This window comes from Nonomuraea sp. NEAU-A123, assembly GCF_018603905.1.
Taxonomy (GTDB): domain Bacteria; phylum Actinomycetota; class Actinomycetes; order Streptosporangiales; family Streptosporangiaceae; genus Nonomuraea.
Genome location: NZ_JAHFZZ010000012.1, coordinates 25,078 through 44,901 on the forward strand (window position 1 = coordinate 25,078; position 19,824 = coordinate 44,901).

The window sequence follows — 19,824 nt, forward strand, 5'->3', positions numbered from 1 at the left end:
CTGGGTCAACCGGCGATCGAGGTACCGAAGTCGGCGCCGGCGGGTGGTTGGAGCGGACGCAGCTCGTCGGAGTTGCGGGCCAGTACCAGGACCTTGCCGGCCGGCACGGCGTCGGGCTGGCCGATGTAGAGCTTGTTGCCGCCGTAGGCCAGCGACCAGCCGAACAGGCCGTCCGACGTCGGGAGCCTCTTGTCCTCGGCCGCGTTCTTGAACGACAGCACCCGTACGCCTCCCTCATAGGGCGCGCCGACGGCCACCTTGCCGTCGGCCGAGGCGGCCATCGAGAACCCGAACCCCGCCCCCTGCCCCACCCGCCTCGTCGGGCGCATGCCCGGGTCGTAGAGCTGGACATAGCCGTGGCCCGGCGCGGTCACCGCGAACCCGGCCCCCTCGGCGTACGCCACCGCGTAGCCGTACCGGTCTCCGGCGGCCTTGGTGGGCGAGTCGAGCTTGACCCCCGAGAGCGTCGACGCCAGCACGTTGTCGATGCGGACCGCGGCCCCCGAGTCGGACTTGCCCGCGTCGACCTGGCGGCCGGCGCCGTCGTCGTTCTCGTACGGGACGCCGACGAGCAGGCTGTTGCCCGGCCCGACGGCCAGTGACCAGCCGAACTGGTCGCCGACCTCGCCGTTGCCCGGCACCTCCGCCGAGTCCTGATTTATCCTGATCAGCCGACCGGTGCCCTCGCGCACGTAGACGGAGCCCGCGTCGGCGATCTGGGCTTGGTCCTCGTACGGCGCGCCGATCGCCACCAGGCTGCCGCGAGATGCCAGGGACCAGCCGAAGTGGGCATCGCGCTGCGGCTCGGGAGCCACCAGGCGTTGCGGCGCCGGACTGCCCCCGCCGTACACGACATAGACCGCCCCCGCGTCCCTGACGCCGTTGACGTCCGTGTACGGCGCCCCCACCACCAGGTCGGCGCAGGCGTTGCCGGGATCGACCTTGGCCAGCGTCACCGACCAGCCGAGCGCGTCCCCCTGCTGGAGGCCGGGCACCGAAACCGGGATCACCTTGTCCCCGGAGAGGATGTGCACGGCGCCCTTGCCGCCGTCGGCGAACGGGTCGCCGACCGCCACGTCCTCCAGGCCGTCGCCGTCGAAGTCACTCGTACCCGAGCAGGCGGCCTTGCTCGTGGCGGCTGTCGCGGCGGTGCCGGTGGCGAGCGTGCCGCCCACGGCAAGGGCGAGCGCCAGGAGCGCCGCACCGATCGTCTTCACAGCCGGACCTCGATCTGGTTGCCGTTCTTGAGCCTGGTGGCGGACAGCTCTAGGGGTTTGCGGTACAGCGGCATATCGAACACGAACGCGTTGTCGATACGGGCACCCGCGGTGATCACCGCCGGGAACGCGGGCTCCACCGGATCGTGGCGCCCGCCCCTGTCGTCGAGCAGCGAGACGATCGGGTCGCCGATCTCCTGGCGTTCGCCTCCGGGGTTCAGCATCGTCCAGCGGACCACGCACAGCTGGCCCTGCGTCTGCGTCTTGCCCTCGAACTCCTTCAGCCCGCACTGCGGGGCCGCGACCACGATGAGCTGCGGGGCGTCGAAGGACTTGCCGAGGGCGAACCGGTGACCGAGGTCGTTGGGCCGCGCAGAGGCGGTCGCCGACTGGGTCTGCGTCCGGGCGGGCGGCGCGATGTTGCGGCTGGAGGTGACGATGAGGACGGCGACGGTGACGGCGATGGCCGCCACGGCCGCGGCGGCCGCGATGAGCCAGCGGGTGCTGAGGGAGCGGCCGGGGAGGGCGGCCTGGGTGTCGTCCGTGGACAGTTCCTCGGCCTGGCGCCCCGGGTCCGTCTGGCGCGCCTGCACGCTCAGCTCGTCATCGGCCTGAACAGCCTGAACGGTCTGAACGGCCTGTTCGGCTAAGCGGGCCTTTTTCGGCTTCTTGGGCGTCTTGGGAGTCGGCTGTTTGGGGATCGGCTTCTGGGGGGTCGGAACCTCCCAGCGCGCCAGCTCCTCGCGGGCCGCCTGCTCCTCCCGGCGGGCCAGCTCCTGCAGATCGGCCTGCTCCTGCTGCGGCTCCTGCTCTCTCTGGGGCCCCGGCTGGGACCCTTGTTGGGGTACGTCGGTCGCCACGGCCGGCCCCTTGGCCGTCGTGTCGCTGGGCGGCGGCGTGGCGAACGTGGCCGTGATGTCGGGTTCGTCCACCACGTTCTGCGGCGGCTCCCAGTCGTTGAGCAGCCCGGGCGCCACCAGGGTCGGCGGATCGACCACCGTCGTCGCCGCGGGCTTGGGCGCGGTGCCTCCGACCAGGGCGATCAGCAGGTCCTGGGCCGTGGGCCGCTGGGCGGGATCCATGTCGGTGGCCCGCCGTACCAACTCGTCGAGAGGCGCGGGCAGCGCGCCCAGGTCGGGCGGCGTGTTGAGGACGCGCGTCGCGAGCGTGATGGGGTCGCCGCGCCCGAACGGGTGGCGCCCATTACCGGCGTACGCGATCAGGCAGCCCCAAGCGAAGATGTCGGCGGCGGGAGTGACCGTGTGCCCCCGTACCTGTTCGGGCGCCCACCAGCCGGGACTGCCCAGCAGTTCGCCGGACATCGTGAACCCGGTCTCCCTGTCGAGCGCCCTGGCGATGCCGAAGTCGATCACCCGCGGCCCGGACAGCGACAATATGACATTGGCCGGCTTGAGATCCCGGTGCACCAGCCCGGCGACGTGGATCGCCGCCAGCGCCGCCGCGACTCCCAGCGCGACGCCGTGCAGCGGCCCCGGGTCCAGCGCGCCGTACTTGGCGATCTGGTCCGACAGCGGGGTGCCGCCGATGTACTCGGTCACCATGTACGGCCGGCCGTCGCCGGTGTTGCCGTTGTCGAGCACCTGCGCCGTACAGAACGACGCCACCCGCCGCGCGTTCTCCACCTCGGCGTGAAAGCGGTCCGCGAACCCTTGCTGGTTGGCGAACTCGGCCTTCACCACCTTGACCGCGACGAACCGCCCCGTCGGTGCCCTGGCCAGGAACACCGTCCCCATTCCACCCTCGCCGAGCCGGCCGAGCAGTCGGTATGGGCCGATTTCTCGCAGATCCGTCGGGCGGAGCGGCGCGGCGCCCGTTGGCTCCATCAAGGACGTCCCTTCCTGTTCCACGCCATCCTCCCCTGTGGTGCCCCCATCCGCCATCGCAGGTTCTTCGATGCGGGAGACTGGTTGGATGATGAGCCTGTTGGGCCCTACAGAAATACGTATTTTGGCGGATAAGCTAAATCTTCGTCCGACGAAAAAGCTAGGCCAAAACTTCGTGATCGACGCGGGAACCGTGCGGCGCATCGTCAGAGTCGCCGCACTCGCCCCAGAGGACGTGGTCATAGAGGTCGGGCCCGGCCTCGGCTCACTCACCCTCGCGCTGCTCCCCGCGGCCCAGCACGTGGTGGCCGTCGAGATCGACCCCGTACTGGCGGCCCAACTCCCGGTAACCGTCGCCGACCGCGGCCTCGACGACAAGCTCACGGTCGTGGAGGCCGACGCCATGCGCATCACCTCCGCCGACCTGCTGGGCCACACCCCCACCGCCCTGGTCGCGAACCTCCCCTACAACGTCGCCGTCCCGGTGGTCCTGCACCTGCTGCAGGTGCTGCCGTCCCTGCGCAAGGGCCTCGTGATGGTCCAGTCGGAGGTGGCCGACCGCCTCGCGGCGGGCCCCGGTTCCAAGGTGTACGGGGTGCCGTCGGTGAAGGCCGCCTGGTACGCGGACGTACGACGGGCCGGGCCGGTGGGGCGGACGGTGTTCTGGCCCGCCCCGAACGTGGACTCCGGCCTCGTCTCCATGGTCCGGCGGGACCCGCCTGAGACGTCCGCGTCGCGGGAGGAGGTCTTCGCGGTGATCGACGCCGCGTTCGCGCAGCGGCGCAAGACGTTGCGGGCCGCGCTGGCATCGTGGGCCGGCAGCCCCGCCCAGGCCGAGGCCGCGCTGCGGGCCGCTGGGGTGGATCCCTCGGAGCGGGGAGAACAACTCGACGTGACGGCCTTCGCCCGGATCGCCGAGGTCAAGCCCTAGATCGAGTTTGCTCTGGCACGTTTGCCGTAGGGGGTGGGACGGTCTGGGCGGTGCCTGACGACGTTGCGCTTGCCCGTCGGAGTGCATCGCAGTTGCGTTGCCCGGCACGCGCCTGCTGTCCACTGAAACCCGCCTTGCCCGGCTTCCGGGATGTCTGCAGTGCGGCTGTGCCCGGCGCGCCTGCTGTCCACTGAAACCCGCCTTGCCCGGCTTCCAGGATGGCTGCAGAGCCGCTTTGCCCGGCGCGCGCCTGCTATCCACCGAGAACCGCGTTCTCCGGAACCCCCTGGATATCCACAGACTCCGCCCCCCGCGCCCTGGCTATCCACAGAACCCCGCTCGGCTCCCCGCAGCCCAACCCGATCGCAAGATCCTGGGGCCTCCATTCCGCACGTCGCAGGAGGCCCGCCATGACACCCCGCCCCGCCTTGACCCCCCGCCCCGCCTTGGACACCCGCGCCGTCCTGGACACCGGCCCCGTCTTGGACGCCGCCCCAGTCCTGGCCACCCACCCCGCCCCGACCACTCGCTCTACCCCGACCACTCGCTCTACCCCGGCCATTTGCTCTGCCCTCACCTGGCTCGCGATCGGCGGCGGCACCCTCGCGGCCCTCATGGCATTCCCCACCGCGGTGGCCGCCGCGACCGTCACCTCACTCAAACCGCCGACCACCCCGTGTTTCCGCCTGATCGCTTTCCCCGCCAAACCCCCTGCAGCCAACGGCCAGGATACGAAGCACCCTCAGGACATCCCCGTCCCACCAGAGACGTTCTTCGCCCTACCTCCTGATGACGTAGCACTCGACAACCAGCCCATCTACGTCCTCGTCCCCCTGCCCCCAGAGTCCTGCCCCGCCCCCAACCCCCCAGCCAAGACCCCTCGAGACAATCCCCCCAAGCCGACCCCCACCACGCCCCTGCCCAAGGGCGACATCGCAACGGCAGCCGCCATCGACCAGCTAGGCACCCCGTTCTCGTGGGGCGGCGGCGCACCATCCGGCCCCACCACAGGCGTAGGCAGAGGAGCCCACACCAAGGGCTTCGACTGCAGCGGCCTCACCCTCTACGCCTGGTCCAAAGCCGGCATAAGGCTCGGCCACTACACAGGCACCCAGTTCCGCCAGGGCCGCAGAGTCACGCTCGGCGACCTACGCAAGGGCGACCTGGTCTTCTTCGGCGGCGGCACCGGTGACCCCACCCACGTCGGCCTCAACCTGGGCGGAGGCGTAATGATCCACGCCCCCAAAACCGGCGACGTAGTCAGAAGAACCCCGTTCCTGACCTCCACCTACTATCGCCCCCTCTACCGAGGCGCAGTACGCCCAGGCTGACCCACAGCCCGTAACAGGGCTCCTCATACCCGGACCGCACCCAACCCCCCATTCCCCTGGGTGCGGTCCGGCTACTCAAATACGGGCGCAGACTCTGACCAACCCGTCGACCAGAGGCACAAGCAGCTCCTGATCCTCCAGCCTGCCCGGCTCATACTCCACGATCCCCAGCCCTGCCACCTCGAACCGCTCCGCCAGCGCCCCGACCAACCCAAGCAGCTGTTCAGGAAGCAGCCCACCCGGCGCCGGCGTCCCGACACTCGCGAACACCTCCGGATCCAGCACATCAAGATCAATATGAATGTAAACGGCCTTCTCCTCGACCCCGCCCCCCTGCCTACGGCGGGACTTCTCGACCCCGAGCGCCAACCCACGATCGAACCCTTCAGCCCCAACCCTCAACCCAGGACCGGATCCTTCAGTCCCAACCCCCAACTCAGGACCGGACTCTTCAGCCCCAACTCCCAACCCAGGGTCGGGTTTCTCCGAGCGTCCACCCTGTCCCCGACCGAGGCCAGCCGAAGCAACTGCGTCGACCAGCGCCACGGAGTCCGTCACACCCAGGTGGCGCACCCCGCTCGCCTCAACGAACGCGACCTCGGCCTGATCGAGATCCCGCACCCCGGCAAGCACGATCTGCCACGGACGGACCGGCTCCTCGGGCACCAACCCCTCCGGCCCTTCACCGGTGAGGGCTCGCAGCACCATGCCGTGAAACGCCCCAGAAGGCGAACTGGCCAGCGTATTGAGATCCCCATGAGCATCGAACCAGAGGACCACCAGCCGATCCCCGTACTTCCGACGAGCCGCCGCCACCGACTCCAACTCAACTCCGCAATCACCCCCAGCAGTGACCACGAGCCCATCGCCCAGCTGCGACATGACCGCCCGCACCCGAGAAGCCGTGACGACCAGATCATCATCCACATCAACCCGCAGCCGCCGCCCCGCAGGCACCATCCCGGCCACCAGCCGAGCCCCCTCCCGCAGCCGCTCCGCCGTACCGGACCCAGACCCCCGCCACTGCGCCACCTCAACAACCGTCACTTCCGACAAAACACCCTCCTCATATCAAAGGCCCATATTTCCCCTGATACAGCGCCCTGCCCACATCCAGCCACTAGCCTCCGCACTCCGGCACTCCGGGCGGTCCGGCACTCCGGGCGGTCCGGCACTCCGGGCAGTACGGCACTCCGGGCAGTCCAGGGTTCGCAGTCCGGGCAGTACCGTCCGCCATGCAGGGTCCGTGGTCCTCATGGTCCGAGGGTCCGCAGTGCCTGTGAATTTGGGACCTGCAGTTCCAGTGGGTCAGGCGATCCGCTTGTTCCGTCCAGCCGTCCAGCCGTCCGTCCGTTTGGTCCGTCCAAGCGCCCTAATCCCTACCTATGTCACTGACCCCCAGGGGTACGGGCGTTGGCTCGGTCCCATGCAGGGCTTCACCACTTCTGCCGAGAATCGCGTGACCAGGAAGCGAGCCACTATAAGCTCATGAGTCCTCGACCCCGCCAAGCGACGAAAGTGACAGAAGATCGATGAGTTCGGTTACCGTACGGGTGCCCGCGAAGGTCAACGTGCAGCTATCCGTCGGACCGCTCCGCGAAGACGGCTATCACGACCTGGTCAACGTGTTCCACGCGGTATCGATCTTCGACGAAGTGGTCGCCAAGGAGTCCGAGTCGATCACCGTCACGGTGGGCGGAAACTGGGCGGACCGGGTCCCGCTCGATGACGAGAACCTCGCGATTCAGGCCGCAAGAGCTCTGGCCAAGCACGCGGGCCGCACTTATGGTGTGGCGCTGATCATCCATAAGGCCATTCCCGTGGCCGGTGGCATGGCCGGGGGGAGTGCCGACGCGGCGGGGGCTCTGGTGGCGTGCAACGAGCTGTGGGGGCTTGGCCTGCCGTTTGAAGATCTCATGGAGATCGCCGGCGATCTGGGTAGTGACGTGCCCTTCTCGATGCTCGGGGGCACGGCGGTGGGGATCGGCCGGGGCGAACAGCTCAGCGAGTTGCCGACCGGTGGTCAGTTCCACTGGGTGTTCGCGGTGGCGGAGGGTGGGCTGTCCACTGCCGCTGTCTACGCCGAATGCGATCGGCTCCGCGCCGCGACCAGTGCCGAGATCCCCTGGCCGCAGTTGAGCGACCCCCTGCTGGAGGCGCTCGGCGCCGGTGACGCCCGCAAGCTGGGCGCGTACCTGACGAACGACCTCCAGCCCGCTGCCTTGACGCTCCGCCCGCAGCTGGCCCGCACCCTCGAAGCCGGTCGTCAGTACGGCGCACTCGGCGCGATCGTCTCCGGTTCCGGTCCCACCTGCGCCTTCCTCGCGACGGATGCCGCCCACGCCGACCAACTGGCCACCGCCCTCTCCACCACCAACATCACCCGCACCGCCATCCCCGCCCACGGCCCTGTCCCGGGCGCGGTAGTGGTCTAACGCCGTCAGCGCACTACGCCCCTTCCCGGGTGACGGCCCCTCCAGGGTGCGGTGGAACTGTTCGGGGACGGATGCAAGCGCTTGGGGAGCAGGCAGCGCGGGGCCGCATGAATGCCACTTCCGCCCGCCCGCTCGCCCGCCTGGCCACTAGCTCGTTCGCCCGGCCATCCGCCTGCCCGCCTGCTCGCTCGCCCGCCTGGTCGGCTGCCGACTCGCTTGCCCGGCCGCCCGTTCGCTTGCCCAGCCGCTCGCCCGGCCGCCGGTTGGGGGGATGCTCTCGGGGTGGTGGCGGTTTGGAGCGGTGGGGCGTATGGCGGGTCCGCCGGTCTTAGGTGTGAGGGTTTAGTGCGGACGAGGCGTTGCGGCTGGGTTTGGGGGTGCCGGTGGCTTGGCGTCGTCACCACACCGTCGCGCGGGCCGATACCCTGGTAAGGCCATGAATCTGGTAAATCTCGAGTCTGTTTCCCATGCCTACGGGCCCAAACCGCTGCTCAGCGACGTCTCCCTCGGCGTCGAGGTCGGAGAGCGCATAGGTGTCGTCGGACGTAACGGCGGCGGTAAGACCACACTTCTGTCGGTGATCGCGGCGGATGTCCGGCCGGACAGCGGCCGGGTTACCCATACCCGGGGGCTGCGGGTGGGCATGCTGGCGCAGCATGACGCGCTCGATCCGGCGATGCCCATCCGGGAGATCGTGCTGGGTGAGAAGGCCGAGCACGAGTGGGCGGGGGATCAGGGCGTCCGCGAGATCCTCGGCAATCTCATCGGTGATCTCGATCTCGAGGCCAAGGCCGGGGATCTGTCCGGTGGTGAGCGGCGGCGCACCGCGCTGGCCCAGTTGCTCATCGAAGAGCACGACCTGATCATGCTCGACGAGCCCACGAACCATCTCGACATCGAGGCCATCGCCTGGCTCGCCGGTCATCTGGCCGGACGTAAGAGCGCGCTGGTGGTCGTGACGCACGACCGGTGGTTCCTCGACGCGGTCTCCACCAGGACGTGGGAGGTCGTGGACGGGCGAGTTGAGCGGTATGAGGGCGGTTACGCCGCGTACGTGCTCGCGAAGGCGGAGCGGGCGCGCATCGCCCAGGCCGCCGAAGAACGCCGCCAAAACCTCATGCGCAAGGAGATCGCCTGGCTGCGGCGCGGCCCGCCCGCGCGTACGTCGAAGCCCAAGTTCCGGGTGGAGGCCGCTCAGGCGCTGATCGCCGACGAGCCACCGGCTCGCGAGAGCGTGGAACTCCTGCGGTTCGCGGCGGTCCGGCTCGGCAAGACCGTGTACGACCTCGAAGACGTCACCCTGCACGCCGGTGGCCCCGGCAGCGGCCCGCTGGTGCTCGATGACTGCACGTGGCAGTTCGGGCCGGGCGACCGTGTCGGGCTGATCGGTGTCAACGGTTCCGGCAAGTCGTCCGTGCTCCGGCTGCTCGCCGACACGGTCCAGCCCGACTCGGGTCGGATGACCAGGGGCAAGACGGTACGGTTGGCGCACCTGTCGCAGGAGCTGGCCGAACTCGACCCCACCCGCCGGGTGCTGGAGACGGTCGAGGAGATCCGCAAGTACATCCAGGTGGGCAAGAAGGAGTGGTCCGCCTCCCAGCTGCTCGAACGCCTGGGCTTCAAGGGCGAGGCGCAGTGGAAGGTCGTCGGCGACCTGTCGGGTGGCGAGCGGCGGCGGCTGCAACTGCTCAGGCTGCTCATGGACGACCCCAACGTGCTGCTGCTCGACGAGCCGACCAACGATCTCGACATCGAGACGCTGAACGAGCTCGAAGACCTCCTCGACGGCTGGCCCGGCACGCTCATCCTGGTGAGCCACGACCGCTACTTCCTGGAGCGCGTCACAGACAAGTGCGTAGCCCTCCTGGGCAACGGCAAGTTCTCGTTCCTTCCGGGGGGCGTAGACGAATACCTGGCCCGCCGATCGCAGGGCACCGCCCTGACGGCGCGAACGACCTCACCCCAGCCCACTCCCGGACAGACCCAGCCCGCAGCCCCCCAAGAGGGCATGTCGGCCAAGGAAGAACGAGAGCTCCGCAAGGAACTGAACCGCCTCGAACGCCAACTCGACCGACTTGGCGACCAGGAAGCCAAGCTCCACGCCGCAATGGCGGACGCGGCCAGCGACTACGCCAAACTAGGTTCCCTGGACGCCCAGCTCAGAGACATCCTCGACCAAAAGGACACAGTCGAAGCCGAGTGGCTCGAACTCGCCGACCGCCTAAGCGACTGAGCGGCTGGGGCGCCTGACTCGAAAGAAGGCGCTCACGTACGCGCCGTAGCGGCGTGCGGGTGGCGTGCGGGTGTCTGGCTTCCGGAGCAGGCGCCCAAAGGCGGCCTACGGCTGACGGGCTTTCGAAGAAGGCGGCCAAGAACGAGTCGTTACGGGGAGCACTCCGTGAGCCTTCACGACCGGCGCTTGACGGTCGCGCGCCCACGACGGCGGCGCGGGCAACCCATGCGAAGCCGTACAAGAAAAGGAGCGTGCTCGGAGGAGAGCCGCTGAGCTCAGCGTGGCTTGGAGAGGTGCCGCTCGGCTCAGCGAAATGGGAGGAGAGTCGCTGAGCTCAGCATGGCTCGGAGAAGAGCGGCTGAGCGCAGCGAGACGTGCCCTGCGAAACGAGTTAGGAGTCGAAGGGGGCAAGGAGGGTGCGGAGCAGGGCGGATAGGGTGCGTTGGTCGTTGGGGGCCAAGGCGACCAGTAGGTCGTGCTCGCGTCGCAGCAGATCGGCGAACGCGGCATCCACCCGTGCCAACCCGCTCTCCGTGAGCGACACCAGCACCCCCCGCCGATCCTCCGGATCCGGTCGGCGCCGGACCAGGGACGCCTGGGCGAGGCGGTCGATGCGGTTCGTCATCGTGCCCGATGTGACCAGCGTGGCCCGGATCAGGGCCCCCGGGCTCAGCTCGTACGGCTTGCCCGCCCGCCGCAGCGCCGTCAGCACGTCGAACTCCCACGGCTCGAGATCGTGCTCGGCGAACGCGGCCCGCCTGGCCCGGTCGAGATGCTTGGCCAGCCGCGAAACCCGCGACAGCACCTGAAGCGGCTCGACGTCGAGGTCCGGGCGCTCCGTTCGCCAGGCCGCCACCAGCCGGTCGACCTCGTCCTGCGGCTCCTCGTTCACGACACCGCCTTGCCATGAGATCGCCAGATCGGGGGGAGCGCATCCTGCGTCATGCGTCAGATTGTACTGTCTTGACATCGAGATACATATCTCGATATCAATAATCTCTATGTCGAGAGATATCTGGGATCCCACAACGTACGCCAGGTACGCCGACGAGCGATCACGCCCGTTCTTCGAGCTGACCGCCAGAATCGGCGCCGACAGTCCCGATTATGTCGTGGACGCCGGCTGTGGCACCGGCGAACTCACCGTCGAACTCACCCGCCGCTGGCCCCAGGCTACCGTGGACGGCTTCGACGCCTCCCCAGCCATGATCACCGAGGCCCGCAAGTACAAGCAGATCAGGTCCACGGTCGCCGACGTCACCACGTGGCGCCCCGACCGGCCGGTGGACGTGCTGGTCTCCAACGCCGTCCTGCAATGGGTGCCTTCGCACCGCGACGTGCTGGAGCACTGGGTCGAGTCGCTGAGCCCGGGCGGCTGGCTGGCCTTCCAGGTGCCGGGCAACTTCGACGCGCCCAGCCACGTGGCGATCCGCGAGCTCTGCGCCACGCCCGCGTGGGCCGATCGGCTCGGCGACTTCGACCGGGGCCGCCCGGTCGACAACGCCGTCGACTACGTCGACTTCCTTAGTGGCTGCCGGGTCGACGCCTGGGAGACGACGTACGTCCACCTGCTCGAGGGCGACAACGCGGTGCTGAACTGGATCTCCGGCACCGCCCTGCGCCCGATCTTCGACCGGCTGGACGCCGACGAGCAGAAGAGGTTCACTGCCGAACTGGCGCAGCGGCTCGACGAGGTCTATCCGGCAAGGCCGTACGGCACCCCGTTCCCGTTCCGGCGCATCTTCGTGGTGGCGCAGAAATGATCAAGGGTCTGCACCACGTCCAGCTCGCCGCGCCCGCGGGGAGCGAGCCGGTGCTGAGGGAGTTCTACGGTGGGGTCCTCGGGCTCCAGGAGGTCCCCAAGCCGCCTGATTTGGCCAAACGTGGTGGCGTCTGGTTTCGTGGCGCGGGCGTGGAGGTGCATCTCGGCATCGAGGACGACTTCCGGCCCGCCAGGAAGGCGCACCCGGCGTTCCTGGTGGACGACCTCAACGCGTTCAGCGCGGAACCACCCGAGGACCTGCTCCCGGGCTACCGCCGGATCTATCTCTCGGACCCGGTCGGGAACAGAATCGAGCTTCTCCAAGAAGTGTGAAGTTCATCCAGCGGTGGCATGATTGTCCAAATCGGCCAAGGCTGTGAGGTGCTGTGGGCATCGAAATCGAGGACAAGTTCGACGTTCCCCCCGACTACGCGATACCCGACCTGAGCAAACTGGCGGAGATCTCGGGCCCGAAGAGCTATCAGCTCGTGGCGCTCTACTACGACACGCCCGATCTGCGGCTGGCGACCCGGGGCGTCACACTCCGCCGAAGACGCGGCGGTAACGACGCGGGCTGGCATCTGAAACTGCCCAAGGCCAAGGGCGTCCGCCAGGAGATCACCCACCCGCTCACCCGGAGCACCAAGGTCGTGCCCCCCGAACTGGCCGAACTCGTCCGCGCCTACACCCGCGGCACCGAGCTCCAGGTGGTGGCCGAGCTCGACACCCGCCGGACCGTCACGCTGCTGCACGACGGCCGGACCGGGCTCATCGAGATCGCCGACGACCGGGTCAAGGGCACAGTCTTCACCAACAAGCCGGACAGGCCGGACGCGCCAGACGACTCCAGGGTCGTGCGATGGCGTGAGGTGGAGGCGGAACTGCTCGAAGGCGACCAAGCCCTGCTCGCCAAGGTCGGCAAGCGGCTCATGAAAGCCGGCGCCACCCCCTCAGCGGCGGCCAGCAAACTCGCCAGACTCCTCGAACCCCCACCCCCCGCCCAGGTCGTGACAAAAGACGGCACAGCAGGCCAGATCCTCATGAACTACCTGGCAAGCCAGGTAACAGCCCTCCTCTCACAAGATCCCCGAGTGCGCAGAGCGGAAGAAGACGCCGTCCACCAGATGCGCGTCGCCGCCCGCAGGCTGCGCAGCGCGCTCAAGGCGTTCGACACCATCATCACCGGCACGAAGCCGGTCCAGGACGAGCTGCGCTGGCTGGGCACCACGCTCGGCGAGGCCCGCGACCTGGAGGTGATCAGAGCCAGGTTCGCCCGCGAGCTGGCGGCGCTGGCCCCCGAACTGGTCACCGGCCCCATCCTGACCAGGCTCGGCGAGGACCTGCTCGCCCGCGAGCACGAGGCGTACGAGCGCATCAAGGAGACCCTCAGCGGCGAGCGCTACTACACGCTGCTCAACGCCCTCGACACGTTGACGGCCACGCCGAGGCTGACCAAGGCTGCGGCGAAACCGGCAGAGGACAAGCTCAGTGACGTGGCCGCAGGTAGCTGGGACCGGGTGACCAAGGCCTACGACACCGCCCAGGCGATCTCCGACCTCGAGCGCCGCGAGATCGCCATGCATGACGTACGCAAGGCGGCCAAACGCGCCCGCTACACCGCCGAAGCCCTCCAGCCCACGCTCGGCAAGAGCATGGCCAAGCTGGCCAAGCACGCCGCGGCCGTGCAGGAGGTGCTCGGAACGCATCAGGACGGTGTGGTGGCGCAGGAGATGCTGGCCAAGGAGGCGGAGACCGCGCGGCAGGCAGGCGAGGACACCTTCACCTACGGTCTGCTCATCGGCCTCGAACGCGGCACGGCGGAGCGAGCACACGCGGACTTCCCCAGAGTCTGGGCCGAAACAGTGCAAGCCATCGGGAAACTGCTATGAGCGACTTACCAGTCATACCTTTCGAACGACAGGACGCGCTCGAGGTCCCCGCGGCCTATCGGGAGCTGCGGGCCGAGAAGGGCATCACCCGGGTACGGACCCGGGTGGGCGGTGAGGTCTGGCTCGTCAGCGGCTACGAGGATGCCCGCAGACTGTTCGCCGACTCCCGGCTCGGGCGCTCGCACCCCGAACCGGAGAAGGCCGCCCGCGTCTCCGGCTCCGCGCTGCTCGGCGGCCCCCAGGGCGAGAGCGCGACCGAGAAGGCCGACAACGAGCGGATGCGCAAGCTGTTCATGCCCTCGTTCTCCGCCCGCCGGATGAAGGCGCTCAGCGACCACGTGGGCGCCCTGGTCGACGAGCGGCTGGAGCACCTGGCCGGCCTGACGCCGCCCGCCGACCTGCACGCCGAGCTGTCCTTCCCGCTCCCCGTGCTGGTCATCTGCCAGTTGCTCGGTGTCCCCTTCGAGGACCGGATCTACTTCAGCGGCGTCTCCGCCCGGATGGGCGACGTCGCGGACGAGGCCAAGGGCATGGCGGCGCGCGAGGAGCTGAGCGCGTACATGGCCGGGCTCATCGAGCGCAAGCGGCACGATCCCGGCGAGGACGTCCTGTCGGACCTGGCCGGGGTGCTGGACGACGACGGCAGGGTCGCCCAGTTGGCCGGCGTGCTGCTGTTCGCCGGGCACGAGACCACGGTGAACCGCATCGACTACGGCGTGCTGTTCCTGGAGGCCAACCCCGACCAGCTCGCGCTGCTCAAGGCCGACCCCGGGCGGGCGCCCGCCGCCGTCGAGGAGATCCTCCGCATGGCCTCGCCCAGCCTGCACGGCCTGCCCCGCTACGCCCACGACGACATCGAGATCGGCGGCGTCACGATCCGCAGGGGCGAGGCCGTGCTGATCATGCCCGGTGCGGCCAACAGGGACGAGCGGATCTACCCCGACCCCGACACCTTCGACGTGGGCCGCACGTCCAGCGACCCGCACCTGAGCTTCGGGTACGGCCCGCGCTACTGCATCGGCGCCAGCCTGGCCAGGGTCGAGCTGGAGGCGGTGTTCAGCCGGCTCTACCGGCGCTTCCCCGACCTGCGGGTGGCCGTGCCGTTCGACGAGCTGCGGCGCAACGAGGGCCGGATCACCGAAGGGGTCGCCGAACTGCCCGTCATCTGGTGACCCGTCACGTCGGGTAACGCTCCACGCTGACGACCCGCTCGCCCAGCCGGTGCAGGACGGCGAACGCCCCCTTGCGCAGGGTCACGTCCTTGCCGCTGAGCGACTGGATCAGGTCGGGCAGCACCTTGCCGTGGCTGCACACGGCCGCCGCCGTCCTGAGCTCGCCGACCAGCGCGCTCGTCTTGTCCGGGTCGCGGTCCTCCTCGCTGAGCAACGGCTCGGTCCTGATGTCCGCGCCGTACGGCTGGAGCGTCTGAACGCACCTGAGGCTGGGCGAGCTCACCAGGACCTCGGGACGGTAGGCGGGCAGCACCCGGGCGATGGTCTCGGCCTGCGCCCTGCCGTCCGTGTCGAGGGGGCGCAGCGCGTCATCGCCCTCCCACGCCTGCCTGGAGCCCGCGGAACCATGGCGTACCAGGACGAGCGGGACGGTGTCCAGCGGCGCCGCCTCCAGTGAGTGGAGCAGGCCCGCGTCCCACTCCCAGGTCAGGAGCTCGCGGGCGCGGTCGAGCGGCAGCCAGCGCAGCTCGTCCACCTCGTCGCCGGGGGCGAACGCGTCGCTCTCGGGCGTGGCCTGGGCGGCCCAGTAGTCGACCCGCTTGAGCCGGTCCGTGATCAGGTAGTGGACGGGCGGCAGGGCGCGGCCGAGCTCCGTGACCAGGCCCGTCTCCTCGCGCACCTCGCGCAGCGCGGCGGTGATCACGTGCTCGCCGTGTTTCAGCTTGCCCTTGGGAAAGGTCCAGTCGTCGTAGGCGGGGCGGTGGATGACGGCCACCTCGGGGCGGCGCTCGTCACCACGCCACACCACGGCTCCGGCGGCACGGAGCGGGTCAGTCATCAACGGTCCTCCAGCGGCGGGTGCTGATCAGATGGCTCTGCAGGTCCTCGCCCGGGTGGCGCACCCAGGTTCCGTCGGAGTTGAGCTGCCATGCGCTTGTCGTGTCGGCGGTGGCGAAGTCCATCAGCTCGATGAGGTACGCCCTGTGCTGCTGGCTGGTCACCTTGACCAGGGACTCGACCCGGCGTTCGAGGTTGCGGCGCATCAGGTCGGCGCTGCCGATCCACACCTCGGGCCGCCGGCCCAGGCCGAACTCGTAGATCCGGGAGTGCTCCAGGAAGCGCCCGAGGATGGACCGTACGCGGATGTTCTCCGACAAATCCGGAATGCCTGGGCGGAGAGCGCAGATGCCCCGCACCCACAGGTCGACCTGCACGCCGGCCCGGGACGCTCGGTAGAGGGCGTCGATGAGGGGCTCGTCCACCAGCGAGTTCGTCTTGATCCGGATGCGCGCGGGACGGCCCGCCTCCTGGTGGGCGATCTCCCGCTCGATCCTGGCCATCAGGCCGCCGCGTAGCGAGTGGGGGGCGACGAGCAGCCTGCGGTAGGCCGAGTGGTTGGAGTAGCCGGTCAGGTGGATGAAAAGGTCTGTGACGTCCTCGCCGACCAGCGGGTCCGCGGTGAGCAGGCCGATGTCCTCGTAGTGCCTGGCCGTCTTGGGGTTGTAGTTGCCCGTTCCGATGTGGCAGTAGCGGCGCAGCTCGCCGGACGGCTCCTGTCGTACGACCAGAGCCAGCTTGCAGTGTGTCTTCAGCCCGACCACGCCGTAGACCACGTGGCAGCCGGCCTTCTCCAGCTTGCGCGCCCACTCGATGTTGGCGTGCTCGTCGAAGCGGGCCTTGATCTCCACCACCACGACGACCTGCTTGCCCGACTCGGCCGCGTCGATCAGCGCGTCGACGATGGGGGACTCGCCGCTGGTCCGGTAGAGGGTCTGCTTGATCGCCAGGACGTTCGGGTCCTCGGCCGCGGCCTCGATGAAGCGCTGCACGCTGGTGGCGAAGGAGTCGTAGGGGTGGTGCAGGAGCACGTCCCGCTCGCGCAGCGCCGCGAAGATGTCGTCATCCGCCAGAACCGCCTCCCTGGGGACGAACGGACGGTAGCTCAGCTCGGCCCGGTCCAGGTCGGCGAGGGCGTGCAGCCCCGTCAGGTCCAGCGGGCCGGCGAGCCGGTAGATCTCGTGCGGCGCGACTTCGAGCTCCTCGACCAGCAGATCGAGCACCTCGGGCGTGATGGTGTCCTCGACCTCCAGCCGTACGGCCGGGCCGAAGCGGCGGTTCTTCAGCTCCCGCTCCAGCGCCTGCATGAGGTTCTCGGTGATGTCCTCGTCCACGTCGAGGTCCTCGTTGCGGGTCACTCTGAAGGCGTGGTGCTGGACGATCTCCATGCCCTTGAACAGCTGCCCCAGATGTGCCGCGATGACATCTTCCAGGGGTACGAACCGATCCTTGGAGGCGGTGACAAACCTGGGCAGCTGCGAAGGAACCTTGACCCGAGCGAACACGGTGTGATCGTTCACCGGGTTCCTCACCAGGACCGCCAGATTCAGGCTGAGTCCCGAAATATACGGAAATGGGTGTGCGGGGTCGACGGCCAGCGGCGTCAGCACCGGCCGGATCCGCTCCCTGAACAGTTTGCGCAGCTCCGTACGCTCCTCGCGGCCCAGGTCGTCCCACCTGACGATCTCGATGCCCTCGGCTGCCAGCTGCGGGCAGACCTGCTGGTGGAAGACCGCCGCGTGCCGCTTGGCCAGCTCGTCGGAGATTGCCGCGATCCGGGCCAGCTCCTCGCGCGGTTTCAGCCCGCTCTTCGTCCTGAGGAGCAGCCCGGTGGCCATCCGCCGTTTCAGCCCGGCCACCCGTACCCGGAAGAACTCATCCAGGTTGCTGGCGAAGATCGCCAGGAAGCGCACGCGTTCGAGTAGGGGCAGAGAGGAGTCCTCAGCCAGCTCCAGCACCCGCAGGTTGAACTGCAGCCAGCTCTCCTCGCGGTTGAGGAACCTCTCTTGTGGCAGGGGGAGATCGCTCTCAGGACGAAGTGGTTCCGCGGACATATGAGAAATATGCCCCATTTGGTTGAACAGAACGTGAACTAACCGGCAACGGGTTATTCTGCCTGGTCAATCTGCTCCAGCCTGGCCGCGCGTTCGGCCAGGCGGGCCTCCCGCTGGCGCAGCTTCTCCTCGCGCTCGCGGGCCTTCTCGGCGTCCTTCAGCAGCTTCTCGCGCTCCTTGAGCTCGCGGACCCTGATCTTCTCGGCCTCCCTGAGCTCCCGCTGGCGGGCCTTCTCGGCCTCCTTGAGCTCTTTGTCGCGGGCCTTCTCCAGCTCGCGCAGCTCCTTCTCGCTGGCGCGCGGCACGACGACGGTCGGGTGGGCGCGCCCGCTTTCGGTGATGGCCGGCTGGGGGTTCAGTCCGGTCAGGCCGTTCCAGGCCAGGTTCACCACGTGGGCGGCGACCTCCTCGCGGCCCGGCTTGCGCACGTCGAGCCACCACTGACCGGTCAGCGCCACCATGCCGACGAGCATCTGCGCGTACATCGGCGCCAGCTTGGGATCGTAGTTGCGCGAGACGAACTCGTCGGCCAGGACGTCCTCGACCTGGCTGGCGATCTCGCTGATCAGGCTCGCGAACGTGCCCGTGCCCGAGGCGGCGTGGGAGTCGCGCACCAGGATGCGGAAGCCCTCACTGCTCTCCTCTATGTAGTGGAGCAGGGCCAGGGCCGCCCGCTCCAGCTTGATCAGCGAGTGGGAGGCGGCCAGCGCCTCGGTGATCATGCTGAGCAGCTTCTGCATCTCCCGGTCGACCACGACCGCGTAGACGCCTTCCTTGCCGCCGAAGTGTTCGTAGACCACCGGCTTCGAGACCTGGGCCGTTGCCGCTATCTCCTCGATGGAGGTCCCGTCGAACCCCTTCTCGGCGAAGAGCGTACGGCTGATCTGGATCAGCTGCTCTCTTCGTTCCCTGCCAGTCATGCGCCTGCGCGATCGGGGTTCGGTCACGGTTTCCATAATGGCGGTGCCCGATGATTGACCGGTCATCAAAGAGCCGGTCATCGAGGAACCGGGCTTATCCAATGCGCTTCGCCGCCAGGCGTTCGGGGGTCGGCCAACGTACGTCGTACACCCAGCCGAGCCGCTCGAAGATCCGGATGACTTCGGCGCTGAGGTCGATCTGGCCCTTCAGCGCGCCGTGCCTGGCGCAGGTGGGGTCGGAGTGGTGCAGGTTGTGCCACGACTCGCCGAACGAGGGGATGGCCAGCCACCACACGTTGCGCGACTTGTCGCGGACCTGGAAGTCCTCCTCGCCGAACACGTGGCAGATCGAGTTGATCGACCAGGTCACGTGGTGCAGCAGGCCGATGCGGATCAGCGAGCCCCAGAACAGCGCGGTCAGCGCGCCCTGCCAGGACCAGGTGAGCAGGCCGCCGAGGATGCCGGGCAGCAGCAGCGAGGTGAGGGCCAGCGGGCCGAACCACTTGTGCAGCTTGACGACGTCGTCGTCCTTGACCAGGTCGGGGGCGTACTTCTCGCGGTTGGTCCGGTCGGCGTCGAACATCCAGCCCATGTGCGCGTACAGCAGACCCTTGGACAGCGACTTGAAGCCGGGGCCGAAGCGCCACGGCGAGTGCGGGTCGCCCTCCTTGTCGGAGAACTTGTGGTGCTTGCGGTGGGTGGCCACCCAGTCGAGCACGGACATCTCCAGGGAGAGGCTGCCCGCGATGCCCAGCGCGATCTTCAGGGGGCGCTTGGCCTTGAACGAGCCGTGCGTGAAGTAGCGGTGCAGACCGACGGTGACGCCGAGGCCGGTCACGACATAGAAGACGAAGGCGATGACGATGTCGGTCCAGCCGAGCCCCCATCCCCACGCGAACGGCACCGCGGCCACGAGCGCGATGAGGGGGAGCCCCACGACGAGGGTGAAGGTGACGAGCTCGGCTTTGCTCCGGGGTTCGGGTTCGACGTCGGGCTTCGGTCCGGGGGACGTGCGCTCGGCGATAACGGTCATGGGCTACCTCTCACGACGCATATGCGAATGAATGTCCTGGCTACGCAACCGTAACCTACGCCATCGTAAGTTAGTAAGACCTAAGCCGCGAGTGTGGTGAAGGCGACTCTCTGCCCCAGAGAGGAGTAGGTTCTTTACCTTGCGGCTTTTCGGGCGGTCTGTTATG

General features: G+C 68.6%; 16 protein-coding genes. 8 read left to right on the forward strand and 8 right to left on the reverse strand.

From position 1 onward, the window contains the following. Positions 1–5: 5 nt before the first annotated feature. Positions 6–1,217, reverse strand: a complete 1,212-nt coding sequence (locus tag KLK06_RS61800) for an FG-GAP repeat protein (protein ID WP_214639589.1) — start codon at positions 1,215–1,217, stop codon at positions 6–8. Then, a complete protein-coding gene (locus tag KLK06_RS33430; protein WP_214639590.1) occupies positions 1,214–3,061 on the reverse strand; it encodes a serine/threonine-protein kinase in 1,848 nt (615 codons plus the stop codon). The genes KLK06_RS61800 and KLK06_RS33430 overlap by 4 nt, the downstream gene beginning before the upstream one ends. Positions 3,062–3,131: 70 nt before the next feature. Between KLK06_RS33430 and rsmA the strand changes: the two genes are divergently transcribed. Then, complete coding sequence (rsmA, locus tag KLK06_RS33435; RefSeq protein ID WP_214639591.1) at positions 3,132–3,992, forward strand: 16S rRNA (adenine(1518)-N(6)/adenine(1519)-N(6))-dimethyltransferase RsmA; 861 nt, start codon at positions 3,132–3,134, stop codon at positions 3,990–3,992. A 410-nt stretch (positions 3,993–4,402) separates the two neighbouring features. Beyond that, the gene (locus KLK06_RS33440; protein ID WP_214639592.1) at positions 4,403–5,323 is read left to right on the forward strand and encodes a C40 family peptidase; all 921 of its coding nucleotides are present in this window, start codon (positions 4,403–4,405) and stop codon (positions 5,321–5,323) included. A gap of 75 nt (positions 5,324–5,398) precedes the next feature. Here KLK06_RS33440 and KLK06_RS33445 read toward each other — a convergent pair whose 3' ends face one another. Then, complete coding sequence (locus tag KLK06_RS33445; RefSeq protein WP_308168586.1) at positions 5,399–6,370, reverse strand: arginase family protein; 972 nt, start codon at positions 6,368–6,370, stop codon at positions 5,399–5,401. Between the two features lie 485 nt (positions 6,371–6,855). Between KLK06_RS33445 and KLK06_RS33450 the strand changes: the two genes are divergently transcribed. Both KLK06_RS33450 and KLK06_RS33455 read left to right on the forward strand, forming a co-directional pair. Beyond that, the gene (locus KLK06_RS33450; RefSeq protein WP_214639594.1) at positions 6,856–7,758 is read left to right on the forward strand and encodes a 4-(cytidine 5'-diphospho)-2-C-methyl-D-erythritol kinase; all 903 of its coding nucleotides are present in this window, start codon (positions 6,856–6,858) and stop codon (positions 7,756–7,758) included. 436 nt (positions 7,759–8,194) lie between these two features. Further along, entirely contained in the window at positions 8,195–9,991 is a 1,797-nt protein-coding gene (locus KLK06_RS33455; RefSeq protein ID WP_214639595.1) for an ABC-F family ATP-binding cassette domain-containing protein, read from the forward strand. Between the two features lie 391 nt (positions 9,992–10,382). On the opposite strand, the gene KLK06_RS33460 is transcribed toward KLK06_RS33455, so the two are convergent. After that, on the reverse strand, positions 10,383–10,883 hold the full coding sequence (locus KLK06_RS33460; protein ID WP_308168556.1) for a MarR family transcriptional regulator: 501 nt from the start codon (positions 10,881–10,883) through the stop codon (positions 10,383–10,385). A 109-nt stretch (positions 10,884–10,992) separates the two neighbouring features. On the opposite strand from KLK06_RS33460, the gene KLK06_RS33465 reads away from it, so the two are divergent. The 4 genes from KLK06_RS33465 to KLK06_RS33480 are packed head-to-tail and all read left to right on the forward strand — an operon-like array spanning position 10,993 to position 14,814. After that, entirely contained in the window at positions 10,993–11,754 is a 762-nt protein-coding gene (locus KLK06_RS33465) for a trans-aconitate 2-methyltransferase (RefSeq protein WP_250906407.1), read from the forward strand. Next, on the forward strand, positions 11,751–12,086 hold the full coding sequence (locus KLK06_RS33470; protein ID WP_214639597.1) for a glyoxalase: 336 nt from the start codon (positions 11,751–11,753) through the stop codon (positions 12,084–12,086). Before KLK06_RS33465 ends, KLK06_RS33470 begins: the two co-directional genes overlap by 4 nt. Positions 12,087–12,139: 53 nt before the next feature. Beyond that, complete coding sequence (locus KLK06_RS62570) at positions 12,140–13,642, forward strand: CYTH and CHAD domain-containing protein (protein WP_214639598.1); 1,503 nt, start codon at positions 12,140–12,142, stop codon at positions 13,640–13,642. After that, complete coding sequence (locus KLK06_RS33480; RefSeq protein ID WP_214639599.1) at positions 13,639–14,814, forward strand: cytochrome P450; 1,176 nt, start codon at positions 13,639–13,641, stop codon at positions 14,812–14,814. The genes KLK06_RS62570 and KLK06_RS33480 overlap by 4 nt, the downstream gene beginning before the upstream one ends. Before the next feature lie 4 nt (positions 14,815–14,818). Here KLK06_RS33480 and KLK06_RS33485 read toward each other — a convergent pair whose 3' ends face one another. From KLK06_RS33485 to KLK06_RS33500, 4 genes are read right to left on the reverse strand one after another with little or no spacing between them, the layout of a single operon-like run. Continuing rightward, complete coding sequence (locus KLK06_RS33485; RefSeq protein WP_214639600.1) at positions 14,819–15,652, reverse strand: NUDIX hydrolase; 834 nt, start codon at positions 15,650–15,652, stop codon at positions 14,819–14,821. After that, positions 15,645–17,705: an RNA degradosome polyphosphate kinase gene (locus KLK06_RS33490; protein WP_214639601.1), complete on the reverse strand. Its 2,061-nt coding sequence runs from the start codon at positions 17,703–17,705 to the stop codon at positions 15,645–15,647. Before KLK06_RS33490 ends, KLK06_RS33485 begins: the two co-directional genes overlap by 8 nt. A gap of 53 nt (positions 17,706–17,758) precedes the next feature. Continuing rightward, positions 17,759–18,661 carry a TetR/AcrR family transcriptional regulator gene (locus tag KLK06_RS33495; RefSeq protein ID WP_214639602.1) on the reverse strand — a complete coding sequence of 301 codons (903 nt, stop codon included), beginning with the start codon at positions 18,659–18,661 and terminating at the stop codon, positions 17,759–17,761. 58 nt (positions 18,662–18,719) lie between these two features. Further along, positions 18,720–19,658 carry an acyl-CoA desaturase gene (locus KLK06_RS33500; protein ID WP_214639603.1) on the reverse strand — a complete coding sequence of 313 codons (939 nt, stop codon included), beginning with the start codon at positions 19,656–19,658 and terminating at the stop codon, positions 18,720–18,722. Between the last annotated feature and the right edge of the window lie 166 nt (positions 19,659–19,824).